Genomic DNA, 23,468 nt, shown 5'->3' with positions numbered 1-23,468 from the left:
GGCCGTGCCGGTGACGGCCCGCGGCGCGGTGTGCGGGCGCCTCGTGTGAACCGACCGTGGGCGCGTCCGGGTTGCGCCCCGCTACGAGTTGCCCGCCACCCTCTCGCCCGGTTCGTGGAGTGGGGTGCGGAGGTCGGAGATACGATCCGGCGGGACCGGGCGGGAGTAGAGCCACCCCTGCCCGGTGTCGCAGCCGATGCGGCGCAGCCGGGTGGCCTGGGCCGAGGTCTCGACGCACTCGGCGGTGACCGTGAGGCCGAGCCGGTGGGCGAGCTGGATCATCGCCTCGACCACGACCTCGTCGGCCGGGTTCGGCGGGACGGTCCCCTCCTGGTCGCTCTCGTACTGGAAGCCGCGCACGAAGGAGCCGTCCAGCTTCAGGACCGAGACCGGCAGCCGGCTCAGGTACGCCAGGTTCGAGTAGCCCGTGCCGAAGTCGTCGATCGCGATGCCGACGCCCATGTCGCTGAGGGCCTGCAGGACCTGCAGCGGACGGCCCGCCGAGCCCATGACGGCCGACTCCGTGAGCTCCAGCTGGAGCAGGTGCGGCGCGAGACCCGTCTCGGCGAGGATCTCCGCCACGTCCGCCACCAGGTCCGAGTCCCACACCTGACGGACCGCCACGTTGACGCTCACGAACAGCGGTTGCTCGTCGGGGTGGTCCAACTGCCAGCGCCGCGCCTGCCGGCAGGCCGTGGCGAGCACCCAGCGGCCCAGCGGCACGATCGAGCCGTCCTCCTCCGCCAGTCCGATGAACCGATTCGGCGTCAGCAGGCCGAACTGCGGATGGTTCCAGCGTACGAGCGCCTCGACACCGTGCAGCCGACCGTCCTCCATCCCCACCAACGGCTGGTACTCCAGCACGAATTCACCGCGCTCGATCGCGGGCCGCAGCGTGGAGGCGAGCGCCTGGCGGGTCATGCGATGGGCGTTGCGCTCCGGGTCGAAGAGCGTCCAGCGCGACTTCCCGTCCGCCTTCGCCCAGTACAGCGTGGTGTCGGCCGCCTGCATCAGGGCGGTCGGCGTCGTGCCCGCGGCACGCCGCTCCACCACCCCGATCGACGCCGACACCGACAGTCGCCGGCCCGCGAGGTCGAAGGGCGCCTGGATCGCCTCCAGCACCGACTCGGCCAGATCGGCCAGTTGGTCCGTGCCGGTCGAGTCCTCCACCAGCAGCGCGAACTCGTCGCCGCCCAGCCGCGCCACCAGCGGGGCGCTGGCTCTGGCGTGCCCCGCCTCGTCGGCGCAGCGCGTCAGACGCTCCGCGACGGCGGCCAGCAGCCGGTCGCCGACCCGATGCCCGAGCGTGTCGTTGACGGCCTTGAAGCCGTCCAGGTCGAGATAGCACAGACCGATCCGCCCGGTGCCGCTCTCCTCGTACGACTCCGCCTCCAGCGCGGCCGTCAGGCGCTCGAAGAAGAGCGTGCGGTTGGGCAGCCGCGTCACCGGGTCGTGCATCTGCAAGTGCCGCAGTCTGCCCTGGAGTTCACGGTGGGCGCTGATGTCGGTGACGGACATCAGCACACCCTCGTCCGGCGCCGCCAGCGGTGAGACGGTGACCTCGACCCAGACCGTCTGGCCGTCGGCGTGCTTCAGCCGGCGCGTGCAGCGCAGCCGCGCCTCGCGCCCGCGCAGCACCTCGCGGTAGGAGTGCCAGGTCCGCGCGTCCGACGCCAGGTCCACGAGGTCGGCGGCGTACCGGCCGACCAGCGCGTCCGGGGGACTGTCGATCAGCTCGCCGAAGCCGCTGTTCGCGCCGACCACCAGACCCTCGCGGTCGACCACAGCCATCGCGAGCGGCGCAGCCGTGAAGACCGAGTGGTACGCCGACGGCTCCGTACGAGTCGTCAGCTGCTCGGTACGAGGAGACGCACAGGCGTCACTCTCTGTGACGGCGACCCGGTCGAGGTCAGCCGCGGGCGCCGGCCCTTCGGACGTTCCGCTCACCGCTCGCTCCCGCAGTGCACTCGATCTCTGTCCGTGCAGGAAAGTGTGCCGATCATAGAGGCAGACCCGGAGGCCTTGCAGCTACTGTCCAGTGTCCCGGATGGACCGGCACTTCTGACAGATCGTTTCTGCCCGCAGGTGGACGGCTTCTGGGGTCCCTCGATCGCTTGTGACGTTCCGTGAGCGATTCGGGGGTGTCGGTCCTGTCCGTTCTCCGGGCGCCTCACTCGTCTGGGGCAGACAAACAGGGCGTAGTACTACAAATCAACACAGGCTGGGTGCGGAGTCCCGCGAACCGCACCCGGAGGTCCCTGTGCCGCGTCAGTTTCCCCTCAGGGCATACAGGGGTCCCCGACTGCGCAGCACCGCCGCCGTGTTCAGCACGCTGTCCGCCATCGCCGCGACCTCGCTGGTGACCGGACCCTCGGTCGCCGAACCGTTCTCGGCGGTGCCGTGCGCGCTCCAGCGCACCTCGGTCCATCACTCGGAAGGCCTCGACACCTGGAACGCCGCCTACCCGCGGCCGAGCCGGGCGCTCGCCGCCGTGATGGTCTTCCTGTCGTTCCCGGACGCGGCCCCGCGGACCACGCCCGCCCAGTTGGCCGCCGACCACTTCCCGGCCACCAGCCGCTTCTTCCAGCAGGCCTCCTACGGCAGGTTCGCCCTCCGCGCGCATCCGATGAAGCACTGGATCCGGATGCCGCGGCCGTCCACGGCGTACGCGATAAAGCGCGACTGGAGCGCGGAGAGCCGTGCCGCGTATCTGCGGGACGCGCTCGCGGCCGCCGACCCCCAGGTCGACTTCTCGCGCTACGGCGTCGTCTACTTCGTCGCCGACCCGGACGCGCCCGGCGTGGACTCGGACGCGACGAAGGTGGTCAACCTCGACACCCCGCTGCGGGCCGACGGCACGGACCTGCGCCGGGTCGTCACGGTCTTCGAGAAGCACCCGCCGGACCGGCTGGTGCTGGCCCACGAGACGGGGCACGTCTTCGACCTGCCGGACCTCTACCACCGCCCCGACGACGGCAAGGGTGACTGGGACACCTACGTCGGCGACTGGGACCTGATGGGCAGTCAGTTCGGGCTGGCACCCGACCTGCTCGGCTGGCACAAGTGGAAGCTGGGGTGGCTGGATCCGCGCCAGGTGGTGTGTGTACGGGAGTCGGGCGTCACGCGCGTGACGCTGGAGCCGCTGGGCGCGGGGCCGGGGTCCGCGGTGACGGGCGCGGCGGGGCCGCCGTCCTTCGGCTTCGGCGAGGGTGTGAAGCTCGCGGTCGTGCGGACCGGCCCCGACAGCGTGCTCGCCTTCGAGGCACGCAGCCCGGTCGGCAACGACACCACGGCCTGCAAGTCGGGCATCCTCGTCTACCGCGTGCGCGGCACCACCCAGTCCGGCGGCGGCCCGATCCAGGTCCTCGACGCCCACCCGCACACCGAGGCCTGCTGGGAGAACTCCGTCTACCCGCCCCTGGCGGACGCCCCGGTCTCCCTCGGGGAGACCTTCACGGTCAAGGGCGAGGGGATCCGGGTGGAGGTCGAGGGGCGGACCGCCTCGGGGGCGTGGAACGTGAAGATCACGGCCGGCTGAACGTCGGCCCACGGTGAAGGGGGTGTGGGTGGCGGAGCCCCCACGGCGCGCGGCGCAGCCGCGCAGAAACGGCGACGGCGAGGCCGGTTCGCGTATTCCGCGAACATGCCTCGCCATCACTGTCGTGCGCCGCCAGGGACTCGAACCCCGGACCCGCTGATTAAGAGTCAGCTGCTCTAACCAACTGAGCTAGCGGCGCCTGCTGACGTCGTAGACCTTAGCATCCTGATCGGCCGGGGGAAAAATCGATATGCGCACGGCGGCGCGGGCCGCCCGGACCGCCGCCCAGAGCAGGATCTCCGGGCCCGGCAGCCAGGGGTGACGGGTGTCCGGGGCGACGAGCCAGCGGGAGTCGCAGGAGGTCGGCGGGGCGGGCGACAGTAACGGCGGGACGGTCACCGCGTCGCCGTTGCCGTGGCACAGCAGCGGCGGGATCGCGGCCGTACGGCCGAACTCCTCCCAGCGCAGCAGCGAGGGCAGCCGCTGGGCGGTGCCGGGCGCGGCGAACAGCAGCATGCGGCCCCGGAAGGTCGCCACCGGGCCCGAGCCCGGGCCCTCCTCCCACAGCCGGTCGACCATGCGGCGGCCGAAGACCGCGGGGACGCTGAGCACGTCGAAGACGGATCCGCAGGGGAGGATCACCGGGGCTCCGGGGCGCTCCCTCCACAGGGCGAGCGTGGAGCGCGGATACGTTCCTGCCGAGGCGAGCCAGGAGGCTCCGTCGGCGGTGACCCCGCAGACGTCGAAGTGGTCGGCGAACGGTTCGTTCCGTGTGCTGCTCATGGCAACTACATCTACCGGGTGTGAACGTACCGCTCCGGGGAGTTGCGGGAAATCGGGACAGCCGACAGCGGGAAGGGGTATCTTGCCCGCCTGGCATATGCCACAGCGAAACGGTCCGTGTTCACACCGGGTCGGCGGACGTGGTCCCCTCGGCGCCGCTCATCAGGCCGCGGCCGTACTCCACCATTTTCAGCGCGTAGTCCTCGGTCCACTCGGCGCGTTCCGCGATGTCCGCCGCGGTCAGGCGGTCGAACCGCCGGGGGTCCGCCAGCTGCGCGGCCGCGATCGCCTGGAACTCCACCGCGCGGTCCGCGGCGGCGCGGAACGCCTGTGCCAGCTCCGTCGCGCGGGTCAGCAGCGCCCGCGGGTCGTCGATCGACTCGAGGTCGAAGAAGTGCTCCGGGTCGGAGGCCGCTTCCGCGGGCTCGAAGAGCAGGGGCGCGGGGCGTAGCCGCGGTTCGTTCCGACGCGGCGTGGGCTCCGCCATGTCTTGTCCTCCTCATACGTCGTACGTCGCGCACGGTCCGTCCGGGACGACGGCCACCGTCCATTGTCCCGCGACCGCGCAAGTGGGCCCGGGCCGCGGCGGCGCGCCGCTCGGCACGCCCCCCTCTCAAGGCCGCCGGACGAGGCGATGTTCCCGCGGCAGTGCGAGCACGGCGTGGTTCGCCTCCCGGCCGTCCGAGCCGCAGTCGCCGGCCGGTCGTCCGGTGTGCCGGTCACGGGTGCCAGGACACCCGGTGTCCCGACCAGTGGTCCCACGTGGACATCACGGCCTCCCAGCCGTCCGGGAACTTCACGAGGGTGCCCAGCTGGACCGGTTCCGTCGACGGGTAGTCGTCCAGCAGGTCGCTCACGCCCGCCCGGCAGACCACGATGCAGGCGTGCCGGTGGCGGGAGGCGAGGACGCACAGGCGGCCCGTCTCCAGGTGGAAGGCGGTGGCGTCCGGGCGGCCGGAGAGCGGGTGCAGGACGACCGTGACGTCGTACTCGCGGCCCTGCAGGCGGTTCGCCGTGTCGACCGTGACCTCCGTGACGCCCCGCTCCGCGAGCGCCGCGCGGACGGCCGCCGCCTGGTCGCGGTGGGCGGTGCCGACGGCGACGCGGTCGGGGGTCAGCGGCACGGGCTCCGCGGGAGCACGCTCCGACGTCGCCGCTCCGCCGCGCTCCAGCAGCCTCGTCACGATCGCCGCCACCGCGCCCACCGCCTCCGGGTCCGTGCGCGGGGTGAGCCTCGCGGGCAGCTCCAGCAGGCCCCAGCCGGACTCGGCGGCCTCGTCGATCACCCGGTCGGGGCCCGAGCCGTCGGACGGGACGGCGAAGGAGAGGGAGCGGTCGCCGTGGTCGGTGCCGCTGCGGAAGGGCGTGTACGGGTAGAAGGCGTCGGAGACCAGCGGTGCCGCGGAGGCCGGCAGACGCCAGGACACCGGCAGGCGGTGCTGCGGAAGATCGGGGTTGTGGGCCAGAAGAGTGGTCACGGCGGAGGCCGAGGGGTCGTACGACAGGCCCGCCCACTGCTCGCCGCCCACGATCGAGAAGGGGTCGAGCTGGCCCGGGTCGCCCACGAACAGCGCCCGCTCGAACAGCCCGGCCACGGTGAGCAGCGCGTCCGAGCGCATCTGGTACGCCTCGTCGACGATCGCGTGCCGCCAGGGCTCGTCCACCTTCACATGCGCCCACTTCGCGGCCGTGGAGACGACGACCGGGAGGCCGGTCAGCTCCGCCGCCTTCGCCGACGTGCGCACCTGCGGCAGGTCGTCGAGCGCCTTGTCGTACGCGTCGGCGTCGCTGCTGTGCAGCCGGCCGACCGGCAGTCCGGGGCTCTTCTCCGCGAGCCGCAGCACCAGGTCGTCCACCTGCGCGTTCGTCTGGGCGACGATCATCAACGGGCGGCCCGCGTCGGCCAGTTCGAGCGCCGCGCGGACGACCAGCGTGGACTTCCCGGCGCCGGGCGGGGAGTCGACGACCACGCCGCGGTGGTCGCCGTGCAGGGTGTCGCGCAGGATCGCGTCGGTGGCCTCGGCGGCCGCGGCACCGGGGTCGACAACGGTGCTCACAGGACGTCCTCCGCGGTCACGGGATCGGCGCTCTCATGGACGGCTTCGCCCGGCGGCCCGCCGTGGGTCCACGGCGTCTGCTCCGGGTCGGGCAGCTTCGGGCCGCCGCGCTGCTCGTGCTCGAAGGTCGTGAAGCAGAGCAGGTCGCCCTTCTCCGGCACCGAGCCGGCCTCGGGCACCTTGCCGCGGCCCATCTTGTCGACGATCCGCAGCACGAACAGGTCGTCCGCCTCCTGCCCGGCGAACTCCGCCGTCTGGGGCTTGCCGCCCAGCGAGCGGTACACCTTGGCCCGCTCGCCCAGGTGCGGGCGGTCCTCCGTCCGCACGGTGACCAGCGGGCGCGGGCGCGGCTGCTTGCCCTCGCTGTACGCCATCACGACGTCCGTGACCTCTCCGGTGAACGCCTCGCCGGACAGCCGCCGGCCCGCCATCACCAGCGGATCGTCGAGCGCCTCCTGGGCCTCCAGACGGGCCTGTTCGCGCTCGCGCGAGGCCAGCTTGCTCGCCGCGGTGACCGCGTCGTCCCGGCGCGGCTGCGGGGGCTCGCCCGCGACGACCCGGTCGCGGTGGGAGGTGAACGACCAGCGGTCGCGCGTCCACCGCTGCTCGACGTGCGCGGCGGCCGGCAGCGCCCGCAGCAGGTCCAGGCCCCGCCACACCTTCTCCCAGGTGGGCAGCGTGCACCGGAGCACCAGCTCGCGGATGTCCCGCTCGGCGGCGGTGAGTTCACCGAGCCGGTCGTCCGCCTCCAGGCCGTCCTCGGCGGCGGCGAGGGCGGTACGCGCGCGGTCGTAGCGCTCGATGGCCGGGGCGAGCAGCTTGTTGTCGAAGGCCGGGTCGGTGGCCGGACCGGCTGGCGGGCACTCCAGCTGGCCCTTCGCGTCCCGGGCGAGCTCGGCCGCCGACGCCGCCTCCGCCCCCGAGACGCCCTCGGGCGGGTCGATCCAGGCGAGCAGTGCGCCCAGGTGCTGGTCCTCCAGGCTGGACTGCCCGGTCGCCCAGTGCCGGGACAGCACGTCCGTCGCCGCCAGCAGCAGCGAGGAGCCGGGCACGCGGGCGCGCTCCCCGAAGTGCGTCAGCCAGCGGCCGAGCAGCGGCACGCGCGGGGGCGCCGGATACGGGGTCTCCGGGTCCTGCTCCGCCGTGCGGCGAAAGCGCATGGAGCGGCCGAGCAGTCGTACGAAATCGATGCCCGCGCGGCTCGGCACGATCAACTGCGGTGCGTTCGCGCACAGTTCGACCTCGACCTTGACGCGCTTGCCGGTCTCCGGGTCGGTGTCGGTGCGCTCCGCGGCCTCCACCTCGTCCGCGTACCCCTCCAGATACGGCAGGACGACGTCGGCCAGCTCGGCCAGGAACGCGAACCTGAGGTCGCGGTCGCGTGGCTGCGGCACGGCCAGCAGCCGCGGGGCCTCGCGGTCGGTGCCCACGAGCGCGCCGAGCGGGGCGCCGGCCTCACCGGCGGTGGTGAGCGGCACGAAGACGAGGGGGTGTTCGGACAGGTGCCGGTGCCGGACGGTGGCGGTGGGCCGGGCGCGTCCGGTGCTGACGGCTTCGAGTCGGGCGAGGGTGGCGATCAGCGACACGGGGCGCCCTCCTCGGCGGGCGCGGCCGCGGTGTGCCGGGCGGCCGCCAGGGCCTCCTCGCGCAGCCGCGCCGCCCTGCGCAGCGCCGCCACGGCCGGGTCGTCCGGGTCGCCGCTCGCGCCGCGCGCCGCCGACAGGACCTCCTCGACCGTGGTCAGACCGCCCAGTTCGGCGCGGACCGGGCGGCCCAAGGAGGTCACGGCCCCTTCCGCGCGTGCCCGGTCACGGCAGTGGAAGGCCAGCTCGCAGGCGGACAGGCACTCGGGCGCGTACGCCGCCGGGACCGACTCGACGGCGGCCGTCAGCTCGGCCGCGGGCAGCTCGGGGGAGAAGCAGGTGTCTTCGGGGAGCGTGTCGGCGATGTCCTCGATACGGGTCAGCCGGGCCAGCTGCCGGTCGGTGACGGCGCGCTGCTTGCGCACGTCGACCGCCGAGGCGGTGGGGAGGTTGGAGAAGTCCTTGGGGCAGACCAGCAGAATCCGGTGCCGCATCACGGGGGCCGGGTCGAGCCGGGCGGCGACCTGCTCCAGGGCCAGCACGTAGACCGCCGCCTGGCGCGCGGCCGCGCCCACCTTCGACGGGTCGGCCGAACCGTCAAGCATCGGGAAGGACTTGATCTCGACGACCGTCCAGCTGCCGTCGGGGTGCACCACCACCGCGTCCGGCTCCAGGAACGCGGGGGAGCCGGCCACCTCGAGCGCGAGCATCGGGTGGTCCAGCAGGGTCCAGGTGCCCGGGGTCCCGGTGGCCTCGCGCAGCGCCAGGCCTGTACGAGCCGCACGCCCCTCGGGGCCGGTCGCCGTGAGGTCGGGCACCCGCGCCCCGGCGGGCGGCCGCGCGCGCGGGTCCAGCTTCTCGTGGACCAGGCGCAGCAGTTCCGCGCCGCCGTCCGCCTTGACCTTCGCCTCGAACGCGTTGCCCCGGGTGAAGGCGAACTGCGACTGCCCGAAGACCGAAGGGGAGCCCAGCCTGCTCGCCACCGCCGCCTTGTCCACCCCGGCGCCGTCCAGGATCGCGCGCCGCTCGCAGCCCGGGTTGGCGGCGAGTGCCGCGAGGGCCCGGGCGTCCAGCGCCTTGGCCGCCACCTCCGGGCCGCGCAGCTCAGCGAGCCGCTGCCGGAGCGCCTTCCCCCGCGTCCGTGGGAGAGGCACTCGGCTCGGCTCCGGATCCGTCCCGGGACTCGCGCTGCCGTGGAAATCGCTCACCTGCGGAAGTCTGGCATCCGCCACTGACAATTGAGGAGCCCGTGGGGCGGGAGTGCCCCGCGGGGGACGTGAACTGCGCCCACAGCCGGTCCGCGCCCCGCATCACGTGCGGCGCCAGGAACAGGCCGAGGCCCATCACGGCCACGCCCGCGACCGCGTCGAGGAAGTAGTGGTTCGCGGTGCCCATGACCACGATCGTGGTCAGCAGCGGGTAGGCGACGCCGGCGGCCTTCGCCACGGGCGTCCTGCCGTGGCGCCACAGCATGACACCGCACCACAGCGCCCAGCCCACGTGCAGGCTCGGCATGGCCGCGTACTGGTTCGTCATGCCCCCGAGGCCCTTCGGGGCGCTGGCCGCACCGCCCCACCAGCCGTACGAGCTGTACTGGGCCATCGTGTCCACGAAGCCGTGACCGGCCGACAGCAGGCGCGGCGGGCACGTCGGCAGCAGCGTGAAGCCGATCAGGCCGATGAAGGTGGACGTCATCAGCCAGGTGCGGGCGGCGCGGTAGTGCACGGCCCGCGACCGGAACAGCCAGATCAGGATGGCCGGCGTGACCAGGTAGTGCAGCGAGGCGTACCAGAAGTCGGCCGGGACACCGAGCCACGTCTCGCGCGTGAAGAGCCGGTTGAGCGGGTGCTCGGCGTTGAGGTGCAGGAACTTCTCGATGCGCAGGATCGCCAGGCCGTGGTCGACGGCGCCGGCGGTGTCGCCGCGGGCGAGGAGCCGGCCTGCCGAGTAGCAGCCGTACACCAGGAGGATCAGCGGCAGTTCGGTCCACCAGCGCAGGCGCGTGCGCGGGGCTGCTGCCTCGATGCCTGGTGTCGTCTCGGTCCTCGGCATCCGATCGCCTCCCCCTTCATTCTCGCGCGGCGCCCGCCGGCCGGTCGGGTCGTGCCACTTTACGGCGTACGTGCGGGCCCCGGTCGGGCGCCCCCGGCCCTCAAAGACGCAGAGATCGCCCGTCGGGTTGCCCCAGGCAGACCACGGTCCAGGGTGGGCGATGATGGAGGGGTTCCGCCTGTTGTTTGTTACGGAAGGTCCCGCTCCCCATGGCACCGCGCATCCTGCTCGCCCGGCACGGACAGACCGAGTGGTCCCTGTCCGGAAAGCACACCGGGAGGACCGACGTGCCGCTGCTGGAGGAGGGCCGGCGCGGCGCCAAGCTGCTCGGCGAGCGGCTGCACCGGCCGCCCTTCGACGGACTTCCGGACGCGGAGGTGCGCACCAGCCCGCTGCGGCGCGCGCGTGAGACGTGCGAGCTGGCCGGCTTCGGCGAGCGGGCGGCCGACTGGGACGCGCTCATGGAGTGGGACTACGGCGCGTACGAGGGCATGACGCCGGACGACATCCAGGCCGTACGACCGGGGTGGCTGATCTGGCGGGACGGCGTCCCCGGGGGCGAGTCGCTCGCGGAGGTGACCGCCCGCGCCGACGAGGTGGTGGCCTGGGCGCGCTCCGCCGACCGGGACGTGCTGGTCTTCGCCCACGGGCATGTACTGCGGTCGATCGGGGCGCGATGGCTGGGCCTGCCGATCGACTTCGCGGCACGGATCCGGCTGAATCCGACATCGCTCTCGGTGCTGGGCTGGGCCTACGGTGAGCCGGCCCTCGAGAGCTGGAACGACCTGGGGCACCTCGCGGTCTGACCGCGCCGTCCCGTACGGCCGGGGCGGTCGGCTCAGGCGGTGCGCGGCAGCGACGAGTGCCGCTCCAGGAAGCCCGAGACCCCCGACGCCCGCCGGTGCGGCAGCAGCACCCGTGCCGTGCCCGCCAGCATCGTCTGGATCCGGGACGACTGGACCTGGTCGAGCAGGTCCAGCACCCGCATCCCCGCCGCCGCGGCCTCGTCCGGGCGGCCGCCGCGCGCGAGGTCGTCGGCCAGTTCCGCCGTGTACAGGGCGATGTTGCGGGTGAAGTGCGGGTCCTGGAGACGGGCCGCACGGCGCGCGTGGCGGGCCGCCCGCGTCCAGTCGCCCAGCGTCGACCAGCACTGCGCCTCCAGGCCCTCCAGTTCGGCCTCCCCGTAGAAGCTCATCCACTCGGGGTCGGCCTCCGAGCGGCCTCGCTCGTAGAGGGTCTGCGCGCGGACGAGTGCCTGTTCGCAGCCGGTGCGGTCGGCGAGGCCCGCCCAGCCGCCCGCCTCGCGCAGGGCGAGCAGCGACATCAGGCGCGCCGAGCCGAGTGAACGCCCGACGCGCTGCGCGGCCTGCGCGGCCCGCACCGCCTCGCGCGGACGCCCGGCGTCGCGCGCGAGGAAGGCGGTGTTGCAGAAGGCGTGCGCCTCCAGGCCGTCGTCGCCCGTCATCCGCGCGGTCGCCAGCGCCTCCGCGTAGTGCGAGCGGGCGTCGTCGAAGCGGCCGGAGTCGTGCGCCAGCCAGCCGACGGAGATGGCGAGTTCACCGGCGCCCGAGTGCAGCCGGTCGGCGGTCGTCTGCCGGGTCGCGCCCGCGTCCAGCAGCGCGTAGGCGGCGCGCAGCGGAGTCGACGCACGCCGGTAGAGCCCGTCCGCGCCGTGCCGGTCGTCGAGCAGCCTGATTCTGCGTACGGCCTCCTCGACCGCGTAGACATCGCTCGTCCCGGGGCGGCGGACGGGTCGCCCCGCTGCCGCCGCGTCGAAGGCGAGCCCCATCTGGCCCATCGAGGCGGCGGCCACCGTGGCGCCACCGCCGGTCATGAATGCGCGACGTAGCACGTCGCTCTCCTCGCAGGTTTCGTGAAGCGCATGGATCTCGTGATGCCCGAGCAGGTCGTGCGGGTCGTGCGGATTGTTCGGGTCGTGCAGATTGTTCGGGTCGTGCGGGTTCTGTGTCTCATACGGCTCATGGCCCCCGGGCGTCTCATCGGGGGCCTGCGCCCGGCGCCCGCGCACGGACGCGCGCGACGCGAAGCCCAGGTCGGTGAGCGCCCGCCCGGGGAACATGTGCAGGAACACCCGTTCGTAGGCGTAGTTGGGGCAGCGGATCTCGCCCGCCTCGACCCGGCCCACGTAGCGCGCGTCGCAGCTGACCCGCTCGCCGATCTCGCGCGCGGCCCGTCGTACCGCCGCGGCGAACTCGGCCGGTGAGCGCTGACCGCGCAGCTCCCGGAAGACGAGGTTCGGCCGCGGTGGCCGTGCGGGCATGGGCTGGGACGAGGTCACCTTTGACGACGCCATGGCCGGGTCCTCTCGTACGAACCGTCGAACCATGCCGGATCCAGGGTGAGTTGTCCGTGCAGCTTCCCCGCTCCCGGCGGGCATGAACGTACCGGCTGTGCCGGACCCGCCACGCAGGGTTTGGCTACAAACCGGATATCTCATACCGGATCTGCCATGAAGTGCCATCCTTTGTGGCTGACTTGCGCCGTAGCCGTTGACGCGCCGCCGCGTTGAACCCTGCGGACCGGGAGCCGCCCGACTCCCGACCCGCTTCGTTCTAAGGAGGGGTTCCGTGGTGGAGGCCGGGATGGAGACCAGCCAGAGCGGCGTCGCTCGCACGCCGTCAGCGGCCGGGGGCCGTGCCCCGTCGGCCGAGTGCGGCGCACCACCCGGCGACGGCGGCCCGTGCGACCTGGTCACCGTGGGCTCGCGACAGGGCCTGGAGGCGGTCGACATCCTGCGGCGCGGGGCGGGCGACGCGGTCGGACCCGTCCTGCACGACGACGGCGGCCACACCCTGGGCTTCGTGGTGCCGCCCGGCACGGCCGCCGCCTGGGACCTGCCCGGCAGCACCTGTACGGAGACCGACGGACGCGGTATGCGCCTGAATCCCGAGCCGCCGGTGGAGGGCTCGGACTGGCTGCTGCCGCCCGGCGAGGCCGATCTCGCGACCGACCCGGCGGTGCTGCGCGCCGCGCTCGGCGAGGCGGCCCGCATCATCGAGGCCGCGGACTCCTGTCGCTGACCGCACCCCGCGCAGGCGTCCCCGCCGGGGGCCGCCGATAATGGCGCCATGGGAAGGTCCAGGAACCCCGACCGCCCGCGCGGCGGTGTGGAAGCCGTCGTCGAGACCGTCGACGGCGGGCTCGCCGAGCTCCTGCCGGACCGGGACCGGCCCCGGGCCTGGACGCTGCTGATCGACGGGGCGCCGCAGTCGTACGTCGACCTGGACGACCCCGCGTACCTCTCCTTCGAGTACCAGCGCAGGCTCGGTCACGTCATCGACCTCGTCGCGCCGGCCGGCCGGCCCGTGCACGCCGTTCACCTCGGCGGAGGCGCCTTCACCCTCGCCCGCTACACAGCCGCCACCCGGCCGCGCACCACCCAGCAGGTCGTCGAGCGGGACGCGGCACTGGTCCAACTGGTCCGCCGGGAACTGCCGTTGGACACGAACGCCCGGATCAGGGTGCGTGCCGTGGACGCCCGCGAAGGGCTCGCCAAGGTGCTCGACGGCTGGGCCGACCTGGTCATCGCCGACGTGTTCAGCGGGGCCCGCACACCTGCCCACCTCACCTCGACCGAGTTCCTCGACGAGGTCCGCCGGGTGCTGAAGCCGGGCGGCTGCTACGCCGCGAACGTCGCCGACGGCCCGCCGCTCGCCCACCTGCGCCGCCAGATCGCCACCGCCGCCGCCCGCTTCGCCGAGGTCGCGCTGATCGCCGACCCGGCCGTGCTGCGCGGCAAGCGCTTCGGCAACGCGGTCCTCGTCGCCTCCGACGCGCCCCTCCCGATCGCCGAACTGACCCGGCGCGCCGCCTCCGACCCGCACCCGGGCCGGGTCGAACACGGCCGTGCGCTCCTGGACTTCACCGGCGGGGCGGCCGTGGTGACGGACAGCGCGGCGACCGCGTCACCGGCGCCGCCACCCTCCGTGTTCCGCTAGCGGGCAGCCGGCAGCCGGCGAGCAGCCGGCGGGCGGCGGGGAGTAGGGAGCAGAGAGCGAGCAGTGGTCAGTATCAGTACGTGCCGATCTCGACGTGCGGCGGCCCGTCGTGCCAGGTGCAGAAGACCGACACCCGGTCCGCTCCCGAGCTGAACTCCACCCGGATCCACGACTCCGTCTTCCACACCTGCATCGACCAGCCCGCGCCCGGCGTCGCCGACACCAGCGTCGCGTCCGCCGCGCCGAGCGAGAACACCGCCCGCCCGCCGTCCGTGTCGTAGGCCTTGACCTGGCCGGACGCGGTGGACGAGGGGGTCGGGTTCGGCGTCGGCTTCAGCGACGGCGTGGGGGTCGCGGAGGGCCTGGCCGACGCCTTCCTGGACGGCGAGGGCGACGGGGAGGGGTTTCTCGTGGACGACGCCAGCGGCTTCGAGTCCTGGGTGGTCGCGTCGGCCGCCGTGATCGGCAGGGCGCGCGGCGGGTCGTACGCCGTGCCCGCCATCACCGTGTGGACACCCCACCACGACAGCGTGACCGCCGCGCCCGTGGCGAGCGACCAAGCCAGTACGTGTACGAGTCCTCTGCGCATCGCGGGCCATACTGCCTCACGCGTCCCACCAGTGTCCCGCCCGTGTCCACAAGAGCGGAGTTGTCCACAGCCCCGGACCCCGTTCCGCCGCATGGCGTACGGTGCGGCGCATGGCAAGTGTGCTCGTGGTCGAGGACGACCAGTTCGTGCGCTCGGCGCTGATCCGGCACCTGACCGATGCCGCGCACACCGTGCGCAGCGTCGGGACGGCGCTGGAGGCGCTGCGCGAGGTCGCCCATTTCTCCTTCGACGTCGTCATCCTCGACCTCGGACTGCCCGATCTGGACGGGTCCGAGGCGCTGAAGATGCTGCGCGGCATCACCGACGTACCGGTGATCATCGCCACCGCGCGGGACGACGAGACGGAGATCGTCCGCCTGCTCAACGCGGGCGCGGACGACTACCTGACCAAGCCCTTCTCGGTCGAGCACCTGTCCGCGCGGATGGCCGCGGTCCTGCGCCGGGCCCGCTCCGCGCCCGCGGACGCCCCGCCGTCGGCCGTGCTGCGCGTCGGCGGCCTCACCGTGGACCCGCTGCGCCGCCAGGCCGAGCTGGACGGGGTGCGCCTCGACCTCACCCGCCGCGAGTTCGACCTGCTCGCCTTCCTGGCCGGCCGCCCCGGCCTGGTCGTCCCGCGCAAGGAGCTGCTCGCCGAGGTCTGGCAGCAGTCGTACGGCGACGACCAGACCATCGACGTCCATCTGTCCTGGCTGCGGCGGAAGTTGGGCGAGACCGCGGCCCGGCCGCGCTATCTGCACACGCTGCGCGGGGTCGGCGTGAAGCTGGAGCCGCCGGGTGGGGAGCCGCCGCGATGAGATGGGCACTGGTCAAGGTCTGCCTGGCGGTCACCGCCATGGTCGTGGTCGCCTTCGCGGTGCCGCTCGGGCTCGTCATCAAGGAGATGGCCCGGGACCGCGCGTTCTCCAACGCCGAGCGCCAGGCCGCCGCGGTCGCCCCGGCGCTGTCCATCACCACCGAGCGCGACCAGCTGGAGCGGGTCGTGGCCTCGGCCGGCTCGGACTCCGGCATGGCCGTGCACATCCCCGCCGCCGCCGGGCAGCCGGCCGTCGACATCGGCCGGCGGCGCGCCGCCGCCAAGGACATCGCCACCGTGCGCAAGCTGGGCCGCGCCTCCACCACCGAGGTCTCCGGCGGATCCACGCTGCTCCAGCCGGTCGCGCTGAGCTCCGGCTCGATCGCCGTCGTCGAGGTCTACGTCCCCGAGTCCGAGGTCAGCAACGGCGTCGGGACGGCGTGGGCGGTGCTCGCCGGGGTCGGCGTCGCGCTGATCGTCGGCTCGGTCGCGGTCGCCGACCGGCTCGGGATACGGATGGTGCAGCCCGCGCAGCGACTGGTCGAGGGCGCGCATGAGCTGGGGGAGGGGAAGCTGGGGGCGCGGGTTCCGGAGGAGGGGCCGACCGAACTGCGCCTGGCCGCCGTCGCGTTCAACTCCATGGCCGACCAGGTCGTCCAGCTCCTGGCGAACGAGCGCGAGCTGGCGGCCGACCTGTCCCACCGCCTGCGCACCCCGCTGACGGTGCTGCGGCTGAACGCCGCCTCGCTGGGCGAGGGCCCCGCCGCCGACCAGACCCGGGCCGCCGTCGCCCAGCTGGAGCGCGAGGTCGACACCATCATCCGTACCGCCCGGGACGCCAAGCCGCAGACCGCGGCGGCCGGGCCCGGCGCCGGGTGCGACGCGGCCGAGGTGGTCCGCGAGCGCATGGCGTTCTGGTCGGCGCTCGCGGAGGACGAGGGCCGCAAGTGGCGGGTGGCGGGCGCGGACCGGCCGGTGCGCATCCCCGTGGCCCGGGCGGACCTCGCCGCGGCCCTCGACGCCCTGCTCGGCAACGTCTTCCGGCACACCGCCGAGGGCACGGCCTTCGCGGTCGACCTGCACAACGGCGAGGACGCGGTGATCGTGCTCGTCTCGGACGCGGGCCCGGGCATACCCGACCCCGAGGCGGCGATGGCGCGCGGCCGCGGGTCGGGCAGCGACGGCTCCACGGGCCTCGGGCTGGACATCGTGCGACGGCTCGCGGAGTCGACCGGCGGTGACGTACGGCTCGGTTCGTCTGTGCTCGGCGGGACCGAGGTGCGCATCTGGATCCAGCTGGACGGACGGGTGCGCACGCCCGCCGGGCGGGGGCACAGGCTGGCGCGCAGACGGCGGAAGGCGTTCGCCAGGTGACCCGCCGTAGCCGGATTGGTCTCGACCTTTAACCGTCTCCGATGCCTTCCTTAAGCGCACCCTAAGATCCTCAACCCCCGCCCGGATCAGGCACTTTGCCCGATTCCGGATCGCTAGCGTGCTGCCGCACCCCCACCCGTAACAGCGAAGGCAGGCACGCGATGAGCACCCATCGGCGCAAGGTCAGCGGCAGAAGCAAGGCGATAGGCGGTCTGGTCGCCGCGGCCGTCGTGGGCGGCGGCGCCCTCGCGCTGACGGGCACCGCGCAGGCGGCGGGCGTGGGCGCGGCGTACACCAGGACCAGCGACTGGTCGACGGGCTACACCGCGCAGTACGTCGTCACCAACAACACCACCGGCACCGAGAAGAACTGGAAGCTGGAGTTCGACCTGCCCTCCGGCGCCAAGCTGAGCTCGCTGTGGAACGCCGAGTCGAGTGTGAGCGGGCAGCACGTCACCGTGACGCCGGCCAAGTGGGACACCGACGGCCTCGCGCCCGGCAAGTCCGTCACCGTCGGCTTCGTCGTCAACGGCAGCGCAGATCCGAAGAGTTGTCTCGTCGACGGCGCCCAGTGCTCCGCCGACGACGGTGCCACGCCCGAGCCGAGCGGCCGCCCGACCGGGTCCGCGACGCCGACGCCGACGCCCACCGCGACCCCCACGCCCACCAAGACGGCGACGCCCACGCCCACACCCACCCCCACACAGAGCTCGGGCACCGGCACCAAGGCGAGCGCCGGCTTCTCGCCCTACGTCGACACCTCGCTCTACCCCGCCTTCGACCTGGTCGCGAGCGCCGACGCGACCGGCGTGAAGAACTACAACCTCGCCTTCATCACCGACGGCGGCGGCTGCACGCCCAAGTGGGGCGGCGTCACCGACCTCGGCAGCGACGGCGTCGCCTCGCAGATCGGTGCGCTGCGCGCAAAGGGCGGCGACGTGCGCGTCTCCTTCGGCGGCGCCTCCGGCTCGGAACTGGCGACGACGTGCTCCTCGGCGGACGCGCTGGCGGCGGCGTACGGCAAGGCCGTGGACCAGTTCAAGCTCACCAAGGTCGACTTCGACATCGAGGGCGGCGCGCTGCCGAACACCGCGGCCAACACCAACCGCGCGAAGGCCATCGCCAAGCTCCAGCAGCAGCACCCGGACCTGGACGTCTCCTTCACCCTCCCGGTCATGCCCGAGGGCCTGACCCAGGACGGCGTGAACCTGCTGTCCAACGCCAAGTCCAACGGTGTGGAGATCTCCGCGGTCAACATCATGGCGATGGACTACGGCGCCTCGTACAGCGGCGACATGGGCACCTACGCCGAGCAGGCCGCCACCGCCACCCAGGCGCAGGTCAAGAGCGTGCTGGGGCTGTCCGACGCGGACGCCTGGAAGACGGTCGCCGTCACCCCGATGCTCGGCGTCAACGACGTCTCGTCGGAGGTCTTCAAGGTCGACGACGCCACCCAGCTGGTGAACTTCGCCAAGTCCAAGGGCCTCGGCTGGCTGTCCATGTGGTCGGCCACCCGTGACAAGCAGTGCGACGGCGGCGCCAAGCCCACCGCGGACGCCACCTGCAGCTCGATCGTCCAGGACAAGTTCGCCTTCTCGAAGGCCTTCGGCGCCTTCAACTGACCTCCGCGCAACGGGGGCGGATGCGTCCCGGCCGGCTCTCCCCCCACCCGGCCGGGACGCATTTCCCGTTCTCCCGTTCTCCCGTTCTCCCGGACTCCGGGTGGCCGGGGCCGGACGAAGTTCGGGGCGCGGCGCTCCCCTAGGGCGCCGCGCCCCGCCCCCCGCCTGTGGTTCCCCCTAGTCGGTCGCCACCTCGGGCAGCGTCCCCGTCCGGGCCGCCTGCCCGTACCAGTGGGCGCTCGACTTCGGCGTGCGGGCCAGCGTCGCGTAGTCCACGTAGACGGCGCCGAACCGCTTCTCGTAGCCGTACGCCCACTCGAAGTTGTCCATCAGGGACCACAGGTAGTAGCCCCGCACGTCCGCGCCGTCGGTGATGGCGCGGCGGACCGCCGCGAGGTGGCCGTGCAGGTAGGCGACGCGCTCCGGGTCGTGGACGCGGCCGTCGGGGTCCGGCTTGTCGTCGTAGGCGGCGCCGTTCTCCGTGATGTAGAGGGGCAGGCCCGGGGCCTCGCGCGTGTAGCGCATGATCAGGTCGTGCAGGCCGGTCGGGTCGATGGTCCAGCCCATCTCCGTGCGCTCGCCCGGCGTCTGGTGGAAGCGGACGTCGTCCGCGCCCGGCCAGGGGGAGTGCTCGCTCGCGCCGTGGCCGTCGGTGCGCGGGCCGGTCATCGGGCCGTCGGCCGAGGAGACCAGCGCCGGCGTGTAGTAGTTGAGGCCCAGCGCGTCCAGCGGCTGGTGGATCGCCCGCAGATCGCCCTCGAGGACGTACGACCAGTCGGTGATCGACGCGGTCGCGGCGAACAGCGACTCCGGGTAGGCGCCGTGCAGGATCGGGCCGTGGAAGACACCGTTGGCCAGGTCGTCGATCTTCCGCACCGCCGCCAGATCGCCGGGGTTCTGCGGTGAAAGGGGCCTGACGACCGAGGAGTTGAGGCTGATGGCGACCGAGTTGCGGGAGGGCATCACCGAACGCAGGGCCGTGGTGCCCAGTCCGTGCGCCAGGTTGAGGTGGTGGGCCGCCCGCAGCGACGCCTCCGGGTCCGTGCGGCCCGGGGCGTGCACGCCGGAGCCGTAGCCCAGGAAGGCGCTGCACCACGGCTCGTTGAGCGTGATCCACTGCTCCACCCGGTCGCCGAGCGCCTCGCCGACGATCTGCGCGTACTCGGCGAACCGGTAGGCCGTGTCCCGCTCCGGCCAGCCGCCCGCGTCCTCCAGCTCCTGCGGCAGGTCCCAGTGGTAAAGGGTGATCGCCGGCTTGATGTCGTGCGCGAGCAGCTCGTCCACCAGGCGCCGGTAGAAGTCCAGGCCCCGCTGCACGGCCGGGCCCCGGCCGGTCGGCTGCACCCGCGGCCAGGAGACCGAGAAGCGGTAGCCGCCCAGCCCCAACCCGGCCATCATCGCCACGTCTTCGCGGTACCGGTGGTAGTGGTCGACAGCGATGTCACCGTGCTCGCCGCCGACCGTCTTGCCCGGGGTGTGGCTGAAGGTGTCCCAGATCGATGGCGTGCGGCCGTCCTCCCGCACCGCACCCTCGATCTGGTACGCGGAGGTCGCGGCGCCCCAGAGGAAGGCGGGAGGAAAGGTCACCGGGGTCGCAGATTGTGCGGACTCAAGCATGGAAGCGCTCCCATAAATGGTCGTTCTGACCTAAGAGTTGAGGAGGAAGGGGGCCGAGGCGGTGACCCGGCCCCTGCGTACGTACGACGGGAACGAGGTGCCGGGCCTCAGCCCTTGATCGCGCCCTGCATGATGCCGCCCACGATCTGCTTGCCGAACAGGATGAAGGCGATCAGCAGCGGCAGCGTGCCCAGCAGCGCGCCCGCCATGATCACGGCCTGGTCGGGGACGTAGCCGGTACCGAGCGAGTTCAGGGCGACCTGCACGGTCGGGTTCTGCTGGTTCAGGGCGATGATCGGCCACAGGAAGTCGTTCCAGGCGAACACGAAGGTCAGCAGGCCGAGCACGGCCATCGCCGGCCGCGCCGCCGGGAAGACCACGTGCCACACCACCCGCAGACTGCTCGCGCCGTCCACCCGGGCCGCCTCGATCAGCTCCGTCGGCAGCGCCTGCACCAGGTACTGCCGCATGAAGAACGTGCCGAAGGCCGTCACCAGGGTCGGCAGGATGACCGTCTGCAGCTGGTTGGACCAGCCGAGGTCGCTCATCCACAGATACAGCGGTACGACGGCCAGCTGCGGCGGGATCATCATCGTGCCGATCGTCAGCAGCAGCAGGACACCGGAGAACCTGAACCGCAGCTTGGCGAAGGCGAATCCGGCGAGCGTGGAGAAGACCACCGTGCTGATGGTGATGGTGCCCGCGACGATCACGCTGTTGACCATGGCGGTGCCGAGACCCGCCTGGTCCCAGGCGGCCTGGAGGTTCTTGAACAGGTTCCCGCCGAACCACAGCGGCGGCGGGGTCTGCGCCAGCCGGCGGTCGGTGCGCGAGGCGGCGATCGCCGTCCACACCAGGGGCGCCAGCGAGACCAGCGCGAAGACCGTCAGGACGATGTACGTCACCGGGCCGGCGTGCAGCTGCTTGCCCGCGCCCATCACCCGGCGGCCCGGGCCCTTCTTCGGCCGCGCCTGCGCCTGAGGCAAGGTCAGTTCACTGGTGGTCATTGGGACTTCCTCAGGCGTCGGGTGAACAGCATGTTGATCACGGCGACGATCAGCAGGATCAGGAACATCGACCAGGCGATCGCGGACGCCTTGCCGAGGTTGCCGATGATCCAGCCCTGGTCGTACATGTAGAGGCCGAGCGTCTGGTACTGGTGCTCCGAGCCGCCCTTGGAACCGCTGACCCCGCCGAACAGCAGGGGCTCGCCGAAGAGCTGGGTCGCGCCGATGGTGGAGACCACCACGGTGAACAGGATCGTCGGCCGCAGCTGCGGGATCGTCACATGCCGGAACTGCTGCCAGCGGTTGGCGCCGTCGATGGCCGCCGACTCGTACAGGTCGGCCGGGATCGCCTGCATCGCCGCCAGATAGATCAGCGCGTTGTAACCGGTCCACCGCCAGATCACGATCGAGGACACGGCGAACTGCGAACCCCAGTCGGACTCACGCCAGTTGATCGGGTCGATCCCCACGAAGTGCAGGAACCAGTTGATCATGCCGCCGTCCCAGGAGTACAGCAGCGTGAAGACCAGCGTGGCGGCCGCCACCGAGGTGGCGTACGGGGTGAGCATCACGACCCGCCACACGGTCGAGCCGCGCAGCCGGTAGTTGAGCAGATGCGCCAGGCCGATCGCCGCCATCAGCTGCGGGACGGTCGAGATCACACCGATGGTGAAGGTGTTCTTGAGCGCGTTCCAGAAGAAGTCCGAGCTGAGCAGGTTCTGGTAGTTGTCCAGGCCCGCCCAGGTCTGGTGGTTCAGGTCGGACAGCTGCACGTTGTGCAGCGAGTACCAGGCCGTGTAGAGGAGCGGGATCAGGGAGAACGCCCCGAAGATGATGAAGAAGGGGGAGATGAACGCGTACGGCGACGCCTTCATGTCCCAGCGGTACAGCCGGCTGCGCCAGGAGCCGTGGTCCGGCGGCTGGGTACCGCGACCGTGAGCGCCCCGGGCCGCGCCCGGCTGGGAGCCGGACGCGGCCTCGGCGCTCGACGCGGTGTGCGCGAGAGCCTGCTTGGAGCTGGTCACTGGCCGAGCACGTCCTTGATCTCCTTGCTCGCCGCATCCCAGCCCTGAGCGGGCGTCTTGCCCTTCTGCTCGACCTGGAGGATGCCGACGTCGGTGATGGCCGTGTTGATCGGCTGGTCCTTGATACCGAAGTACTGGACCGGGATCGTCTTCGCCGAGTCACCGAAGATCTGCGTGATCGGGGCGTTCGAGAAGTACGCCGTGGTGTCCGCCGCGGGCTTCAGGGTCGAGAACGCCGACGGGGTCGACGGGAAGCTGGCCTGCTTGGCGAAGACCTTCGCCTGCTGCGCGGGCGCGGTCAGCCACTTCGCCAGGGCGATGGCCTCCTTCTGGTGCTTGCCCGCGGTCGGCACGCCGAGGAAGGAGCCGCCCCAGTTGGCCGCGGTCGGGGCCGCCGCCACGTCCCAGTTGCCCTTGCCGGAGTCACCGGACTTCTGCTCGATGTAGCCGATCATCCAGGCCGGGCAGGCCACCGTGGCGAAGGTGGCGTTGGCGAAGCCCTGGTCCCACGGCTTGTCGAACTGCTTGAGCTTGGCCGACATGTTGCTGGTCGCCACCGTCATCGAGACGTCCCAGGCCTTGCTCACGCCCTCGGACTTGTCCCAGATGACGTTGCCGTCCTTGTCGTAGTAACGCTCGCTGCCACCACCGAGGGCGGCGTTGTAGACGGAGGACGCGGAATCCACGAACTTGGTGCCCTTGGGCGCCTTCTTCATGTAGTCCTTGCCGACGTCGACGTACTTCGCCCAGTCGCCCTTCCACATCGAGGCGAGCTTGTCGCGGTCGGTCGGCAGGCCGGCCTTCTGGAACAGGTCCTTGCGGTAGCAGATGGCCATCGGGCCGGTGTCGGTGCCGAGCCCGATCAGCTTGCCGTCCTTGGTGGTGGCCTGGGCGTTCTTCCAGTCCAGCCACTGGGACTTGTCGACCTCCTTGCCCAGGTCGACGAACTTGCCGGCCTGCGTCTGCACGGCCTCGGTGATGTTGCCGACCTCGATCGCCTGGATGTCGTCGGTGCCGGAACCGGCCTGCAGCCGGGTGAGAACCTTCGGCCAGTACACGTCGGTACGGGTGGTGACGTTCTCCTTGATGCTGATGTCGGGGTGCAGCTTCATGTACTCGTCGTAGAGGCCGGCCTGCTTGTAGCCGAAGACTCCGAAGGTGCCGACGGTCAACGTGGTCTTGCCCTTGGCGTTTCCGCCGCCGTTGTCCGAGCTCGACGAGTTGTCGTCACTGGCGCAGCCGGCCAGTAGCCCCGAGGCCAGCGCGGCGACGGCCGCGAGGGCCACCACCCGGTGGGACCGGCGGGTACTCGTGCGCATTGGGTCCTCCTGTTGCCTGACGTGCCGACCCCCCGGCCAACTGCACTGGTTGGGCCCGTTCGTACTCGCTGCGGCTCGGGCGGGGAACGTGCGGGATGTGTATGTGTCAGGTACTGTGGGAGCGCTCCC

General features: G+C 72.3%; 20 protein-coding genes and 1 tRNA gene. 7 read left to right on the top strand and 14 right to left on the bottom strand.

Annotation, left to right across the window (positions count from 1 at the left end):
- Positions 1–81: 81 nt before the first annotated feature.
- Positions 82–1,947 (bottom strand): putative bifunctional diguanylate cyclase/phosphodiesterase, encoded by a 1,866-nt coding sequence (locus tag ACFU97_RS02500; RefSeq protein ID WP_384249818.1) that lies wholly within the window; start codon positions 1,945–1,947, stop codon positions 82–84.
- 313 nt (positions 1,948–2,260) lie between these two features.
- On the opposite strand from ACFU97_RS02500, the gene ACFU97_RS02495 reads away from it, so the two are divergent.
- Positions 2,261–3,538, top strand: a complete 1,278-nt coding sequence (locus ACFU97_RS02495; RefSeq protein WP_384249816.1) for a M6 family metalloprotease domain-containing protein — start codon at positions 2,261–2,263, stop codon at positions 3,536–3,538.
- Positions 3,539–3,663: 125 nt separating this feature from the next.
- Here the strand turns inward: ACFU97_RS02495 and ACFU97_RS02490 are convergent.
- The 7 genes from ACFU97_RS02490 to ACFU97_RS02460 all read right to left on the bottom strand — a co-directional run bounded on the left by ACFU97_RS02490 (position 3,664) and on the right by ACFU97_RS02460 (position 10,013).
- Positions 3,664–3,737: transfer RNA gene (locus ACFU97_RS02490), tRNA-Lys, on the bottom strand.
- Positions 3,728–4,321 (bottom strand): bifunctional DNA primase/polymerase, encoded by a 594-nt coding sequence (locus ACFU97_RS02485; RefSeq protein WP_384249813.1) that lies wholly within the window; start codon positions 4,319–4,321, stop codon positions 3,728–3,730. The genes ACFU97_RS02490 and ACFU97_RS02485 overlap by 10 nt, the downstream gene beginning before the upstream one ends.
- A 121-nt stretch (positions 4,322–4,442) precedes the next feature.
- Positions 4,443–4,808: a hypothetical protein gene (locus ACFU97_RS02480; RefSeq protein ID WP_384249811.1), complete on the bottom strand. Its 366-nt coding sequence runs from the start codon at positions 4,806–4,808 to the stop codon at positions 4,443–4,445.
- 232 nt (positions 4,809–5,040) lie between these two features.
- Positions 5,041–6,378 (bottom strand): AAA domain-containing protein, encoded by a 1,338-nt coding sequence (locus ACFU97_RS02475; protein ID WP_384249809.1) that lies wholly within the window; start codon positions 6,376–6,378, stop codon positions 5,041–5,043.
- Positions 6,375–7,964, bottom strand: a complete 1,590-nt coding sequence (locus ACFU97_RS02470; protein WP_384249806.1) for a hypothetical protein — start codon at positions 7,962–7,964, stop codon at positions 6,375–6,377. The genes ACFU97_RS02475 and ACFU97_RS02470 overlap by 4 nt, the downstream gene beginning before the upstream one ends.
- Positions 7,955–9,115, bottom strand: a complete 1,161-nt coding sequence (locus ACFU97_RS02465; protein ID WP_384249804.1) for a hypothetical protein — start codon at positions 9,113–9,115, stop codon at positions 7,955–7,957. Before ACFU97_RS02465 ends, ACFU97_RS02470 begins: the two co-directional genes overlap by 10 nt.
- Positions 9,066–10,013 carry a phosphatase PAP2 family protein gene (locus ACFU97_RS02460; RefSeq protein ID WP_384249801.1) on the bottom strand — a complete coding sequence of 316 codons (948 nt, stop codon included), beginning with the start codon at positions 10,011–10,013 and terminating at the stop codon, positions 9,066–9,068. Before ACFU97_RS02460 ends, ACFU97_RS02465 begins: the two co-directional genes overlap by 50 nt.
- Before the next feature lie 209 nt (positions 10,014–10,222).
- On the opposite strand from ACFU97_RS02460, the gene ACFU97_RS02455 reads away from it, so the two are divergent.
- Entirely contained in the window at positions 10,223–10,819 is a 597-nt protein-coding gene (locus tag ACFU97_RS02455; protein ID WP_384249799.1) for a histidine phosphatase family protein, read from the top strand.
- A 32-nt stretch (positions 10,820–10,851) separates the two neighbouring features.
- Here the strand turns inward: ACFU97_RS02455 and ACFU97_RS02450 are convergent, their stop codons facing one another.
- Positions 10,852–12,327 (bottom strand): hypothetical protein, encoded by a 1,476-nt coding sequence (locus tag ACFU97_RS02450; RefSeq protein WP_384249797.1) that lies wholly within the window; start codon positions 12,325–12,327, stop codon positions 10,852–10,854.
- 289 nt (positions 12,328–12,616) lie between these two features.
- Here ACFU97_RS02450 and ACFU97_RS02445 point away from each other — a divergent pair, with 289 nt between their 5' ends.
- Together ACFU97_RS02445 and ACFU97_RS02440 are read left to right on the top strand one after the other, a co-directional pair.
- The gene (locus ACFU97_RS02445) at positions 12,617–13,054 is read left to right on the top strand and encodes a hypothetical protein (RefSeq protein ID WP_384250291.1); all 438 of its coding nucleotides are present in this window, start codon (positions 12,617–12,619) and stop codon (positions 13,052–13,054) included.
- A gap of 48 nt (positions 13,055–13,102) precedes the next feature.
- Positions 13,103–13,972 (top strand): spermidine synthase, encoded by an 870-nt coding sequence (locus tag ACFU97_RS02440; RefSeq protein WP_384249794.1) that lies wholly within the window; start codon positions 13,103–13,105, stop codon positions 13,970–13,972.
- Between the two features lie 73 nt (positions 13,973–14,045).
- On the opposite strand, the gene ACFU97_RS02435 is transcribed toward ACFU97_RS02440, so the two are convergent.
- Positions 14,046–14,561 carry a hypothetical protein gene (locus ACFU97_RS02435; protein ID WP_384249792.1) on the bottom strand — a complete coding sequence of 172 codons (516 nt, stop codon included), beginning with the start codon at positions 14,559–14,561 and terminating at the stop codon, positions 14,046–14,048.
- 110 nt (positions 14,562–14,671) lie between these two features.
- Between ACFU97_RS02435 and ACFU97_RS02430 the strand changes: the two genes are divergently transcribed.
- From ACFU97_RS02430 to ACFU97_RS02420, 3 genes are all read left to right on the top strand, one after another.
- The gene (locus ACFU97_RS02430) at positions 14,672–15,376 is read left to right on the top strand and encodes a response regulator transcription factor (protein WP_384249790.1); all 705 of its coding nucleotides are present in this window, start codon (positions 14,672–14,674) and stop codon (positions 15,374–15,376) included.
- A complete protein-coding gene (locus ACFU97_RS02425; RefSeq protein ID WP_384249787.1) occupies positions 15,373–16,749 on the top strand; it encodes a sensor histidine kinase in 1,377 nt (458 codons plus the stop codon). The genes ACFU97_RS02430 and ACFU97_RS02425 overlap by 4 nt, the downstream gene beginning before the upstream one ends.
- Positions 16,750–16,910: 161 nt before the next feature.
- The gene (locus tag ACFU97_RS02420; RefSeq protein WP_384249785.1) at positions 16,911–18,371 is read left to right on the top strand and encodes a cellulose binding domain-containing protein; all 1,461 of its coding nucleotides are present in this window, start codon (positions 16,911–16,913) and stop codon (positions 18,369–18,371) included.
- Positions 18,372–18,548: 177 nt separating this feature from the next.
- Here ACFU97_RS02420 and ACFU97_RS02415 read toward each other — a convergent pair whose 3' ends face one another.
- The 4 genes from ACFU97_RS02415 to ACFU97_RS02400 all read right to left on the bottom strand — a co-directional run bounded on the left by ACFU97_RS02415 (position 18,549) and on the right by ACFU97_RS02400 (position 23,339).
- A complete protein-coding gene (locus tag ACFU97_RS02415) occupies positions 18,549–19,988 on the bottom strand; it encodes a GH1 family beta-glucosidase (RefSeq protein ID WP_384249782.1) in 1,440 nt (479 codons plus the stop codon).
- Positions 19,989–20,095: 107 nt separating this feature from the next.
- A complete protein-coding gene (locus ACFU97_RS02410; RefSeq protein WP_384249780.1) occupies positions 20,096–20,995 on the bottom strand; it encodes a carbohydrate ABC transporter permease in 900 nt (299 codons plus the stop codon).
- A complete protein-coding gene (locus tag ACFU97_RS02405) occupies positions 20,992–22,020 on the bottom strand; it encodes a carbohydrate ABC transporter permease (protein ID WP_384249777.1) in 1,029 nt (342 codons plus the stop codon). Before ACFU97_RS02405 ends, ACFU97_RS02410 begins: the two co-directional genes overlap by 4 nt.
- Positions 22,017–23,339, bottom strand: coding sequence for an ABC transporter substrate-binding protein (locus ACFU97_RS02400; protein ID WP_384249775.1), 1,323 nt, complete (start codon positions 23,337–23,339; stop codon positions 22,017–22,019). The genes ACFU97_RS02405 and ACFU97_RS02400 overlap by 4 nt, the downstream gene beginning before the upstream one ends.
- Positions 23,340–23,468 lie beyond the last annotated feature (129 nt).

The organism is Streptomyces sp. NPDC057616 (assembly GCF_042800575.1).
GTDB lineage: Bacteria > Actinomycetota > Actinomycetes > Streptomycetales > Streptomycetaceae > Streptomyces.
Note: the sequence above shows the minus strand (reverse complement) of the source record. Positions and strands in the feature narration are given on the sequence as shown.

What these genes read in the sequence shown, in the direction of transcription:
- ACFU97_RS02415 (WP_384249782.1), bottom strand. Translation starts at nt 19,988, where the DNA reads ATGCTTGAGTCCGCACAATCTGCGACCCCGGTGACCTTTCCTCCCGCC.
- ACFU97_RS02400 (WP_384249775.1), bottom strand. Translation starts at nt 23,339, where the DNA reads ATGCGCACGAGTACCCGCCGGTCCCACCGGGTGGTGGCCCTCGCGGCC.
- ACFU97_RS02455 (WP_384249799.1), top strand. Translation starts at nt 10,223, where the DNA reads ATGGCACCGCGCATCCTGCTCGCCCGGCACGGACAGACCGAGTGGTCC.
- ACFU97_RS02420 (WP_384249785.1), top strand. Translation starts at nt 16,911, where the DNA reads ATGAGCACCCATCGGCGCAAGGTCAGCGGCAGAAGCAAGGCGATAGGC.
- ACFU97_RS02440 (WP_384249794.1), top strand. Translation starts at nt 13,103, where the DNA reads ATGGGAAGGTCCAGGAACCCCGACCGCCCGCGCGGCGGTGTGGAAGCC.
- ACFU97_RS02450 (WP_384249797.1), bottom strand. Translation starts at nt 12,327, where the DNA reads ATGGCGTCGTCAAAGGTGACCTCGTCCCAGCCCATGCCCGCACGGCCA.
- ACFU97_RS02410 (WP_384249780.1), bottom strand. Translation starts at nt 20,995, where the DNA reads ATGACCACCAGTGAACTGACCTTGCCTCAGGCGCAGGCGCGGCCGAAG.
- ACFU97_RS02430 (WP_384249790.1), top strand. Translation starts at nt 14,672, where the DNA reads ATGGCAAGTGTGCTCGTGGTCGAGGACGACCAGTTCGTGCGCTCGGCG.
- ACFU97_RS02480 (WP_384249811.1), bottom strand. Translation starts at nt 4,808, where the DNA reads ATGGCGGAGCCCACGCCGCGTCGGAACGAACCGCGGCTACGCCCCGCG.
- ACFU97_RS02435 (WP_384249792.1), bottom strand. Translation starts at nt 14,561, where the DNA reads ATGCGCAGAGGACTCGTACACGTACTGGCTTGGTCGCTCGCCACGGGC.
- ACFU97_RS02425 (WP_384249787.1), top strand. Translation starts at nt 15,373, where the DNA reads ATGAGATGGGCACTGGTCAAGGTCTGCCTGGCGGTCACCGCCATGGTC.
- ACFU97_RS02445 (WP_384250291.1), top strand. Translation starts at nt 12,617, where the DNA reads ATGGAGACCAGCCAGAGCGGCGTCGCTCGCACGCCGTCAGCGGCCGGG.
- ACFU97_RS02485 (WP_384249813.1), bottom strand. Translation starts at nt 4,321, where the DNA reads ATGAGCAGCACACGGAACGAACCGTTCGCCGACCACTTCGACGTCTGC.
- ACFU97_RS02460 (WP_384249801.1), bottom strand. Translation starts at nt 10,013, where the DNA reads ATGCCGAGGACCGAGACGACACCAGGCATCGAGGCAGCAGCCCCGCGC.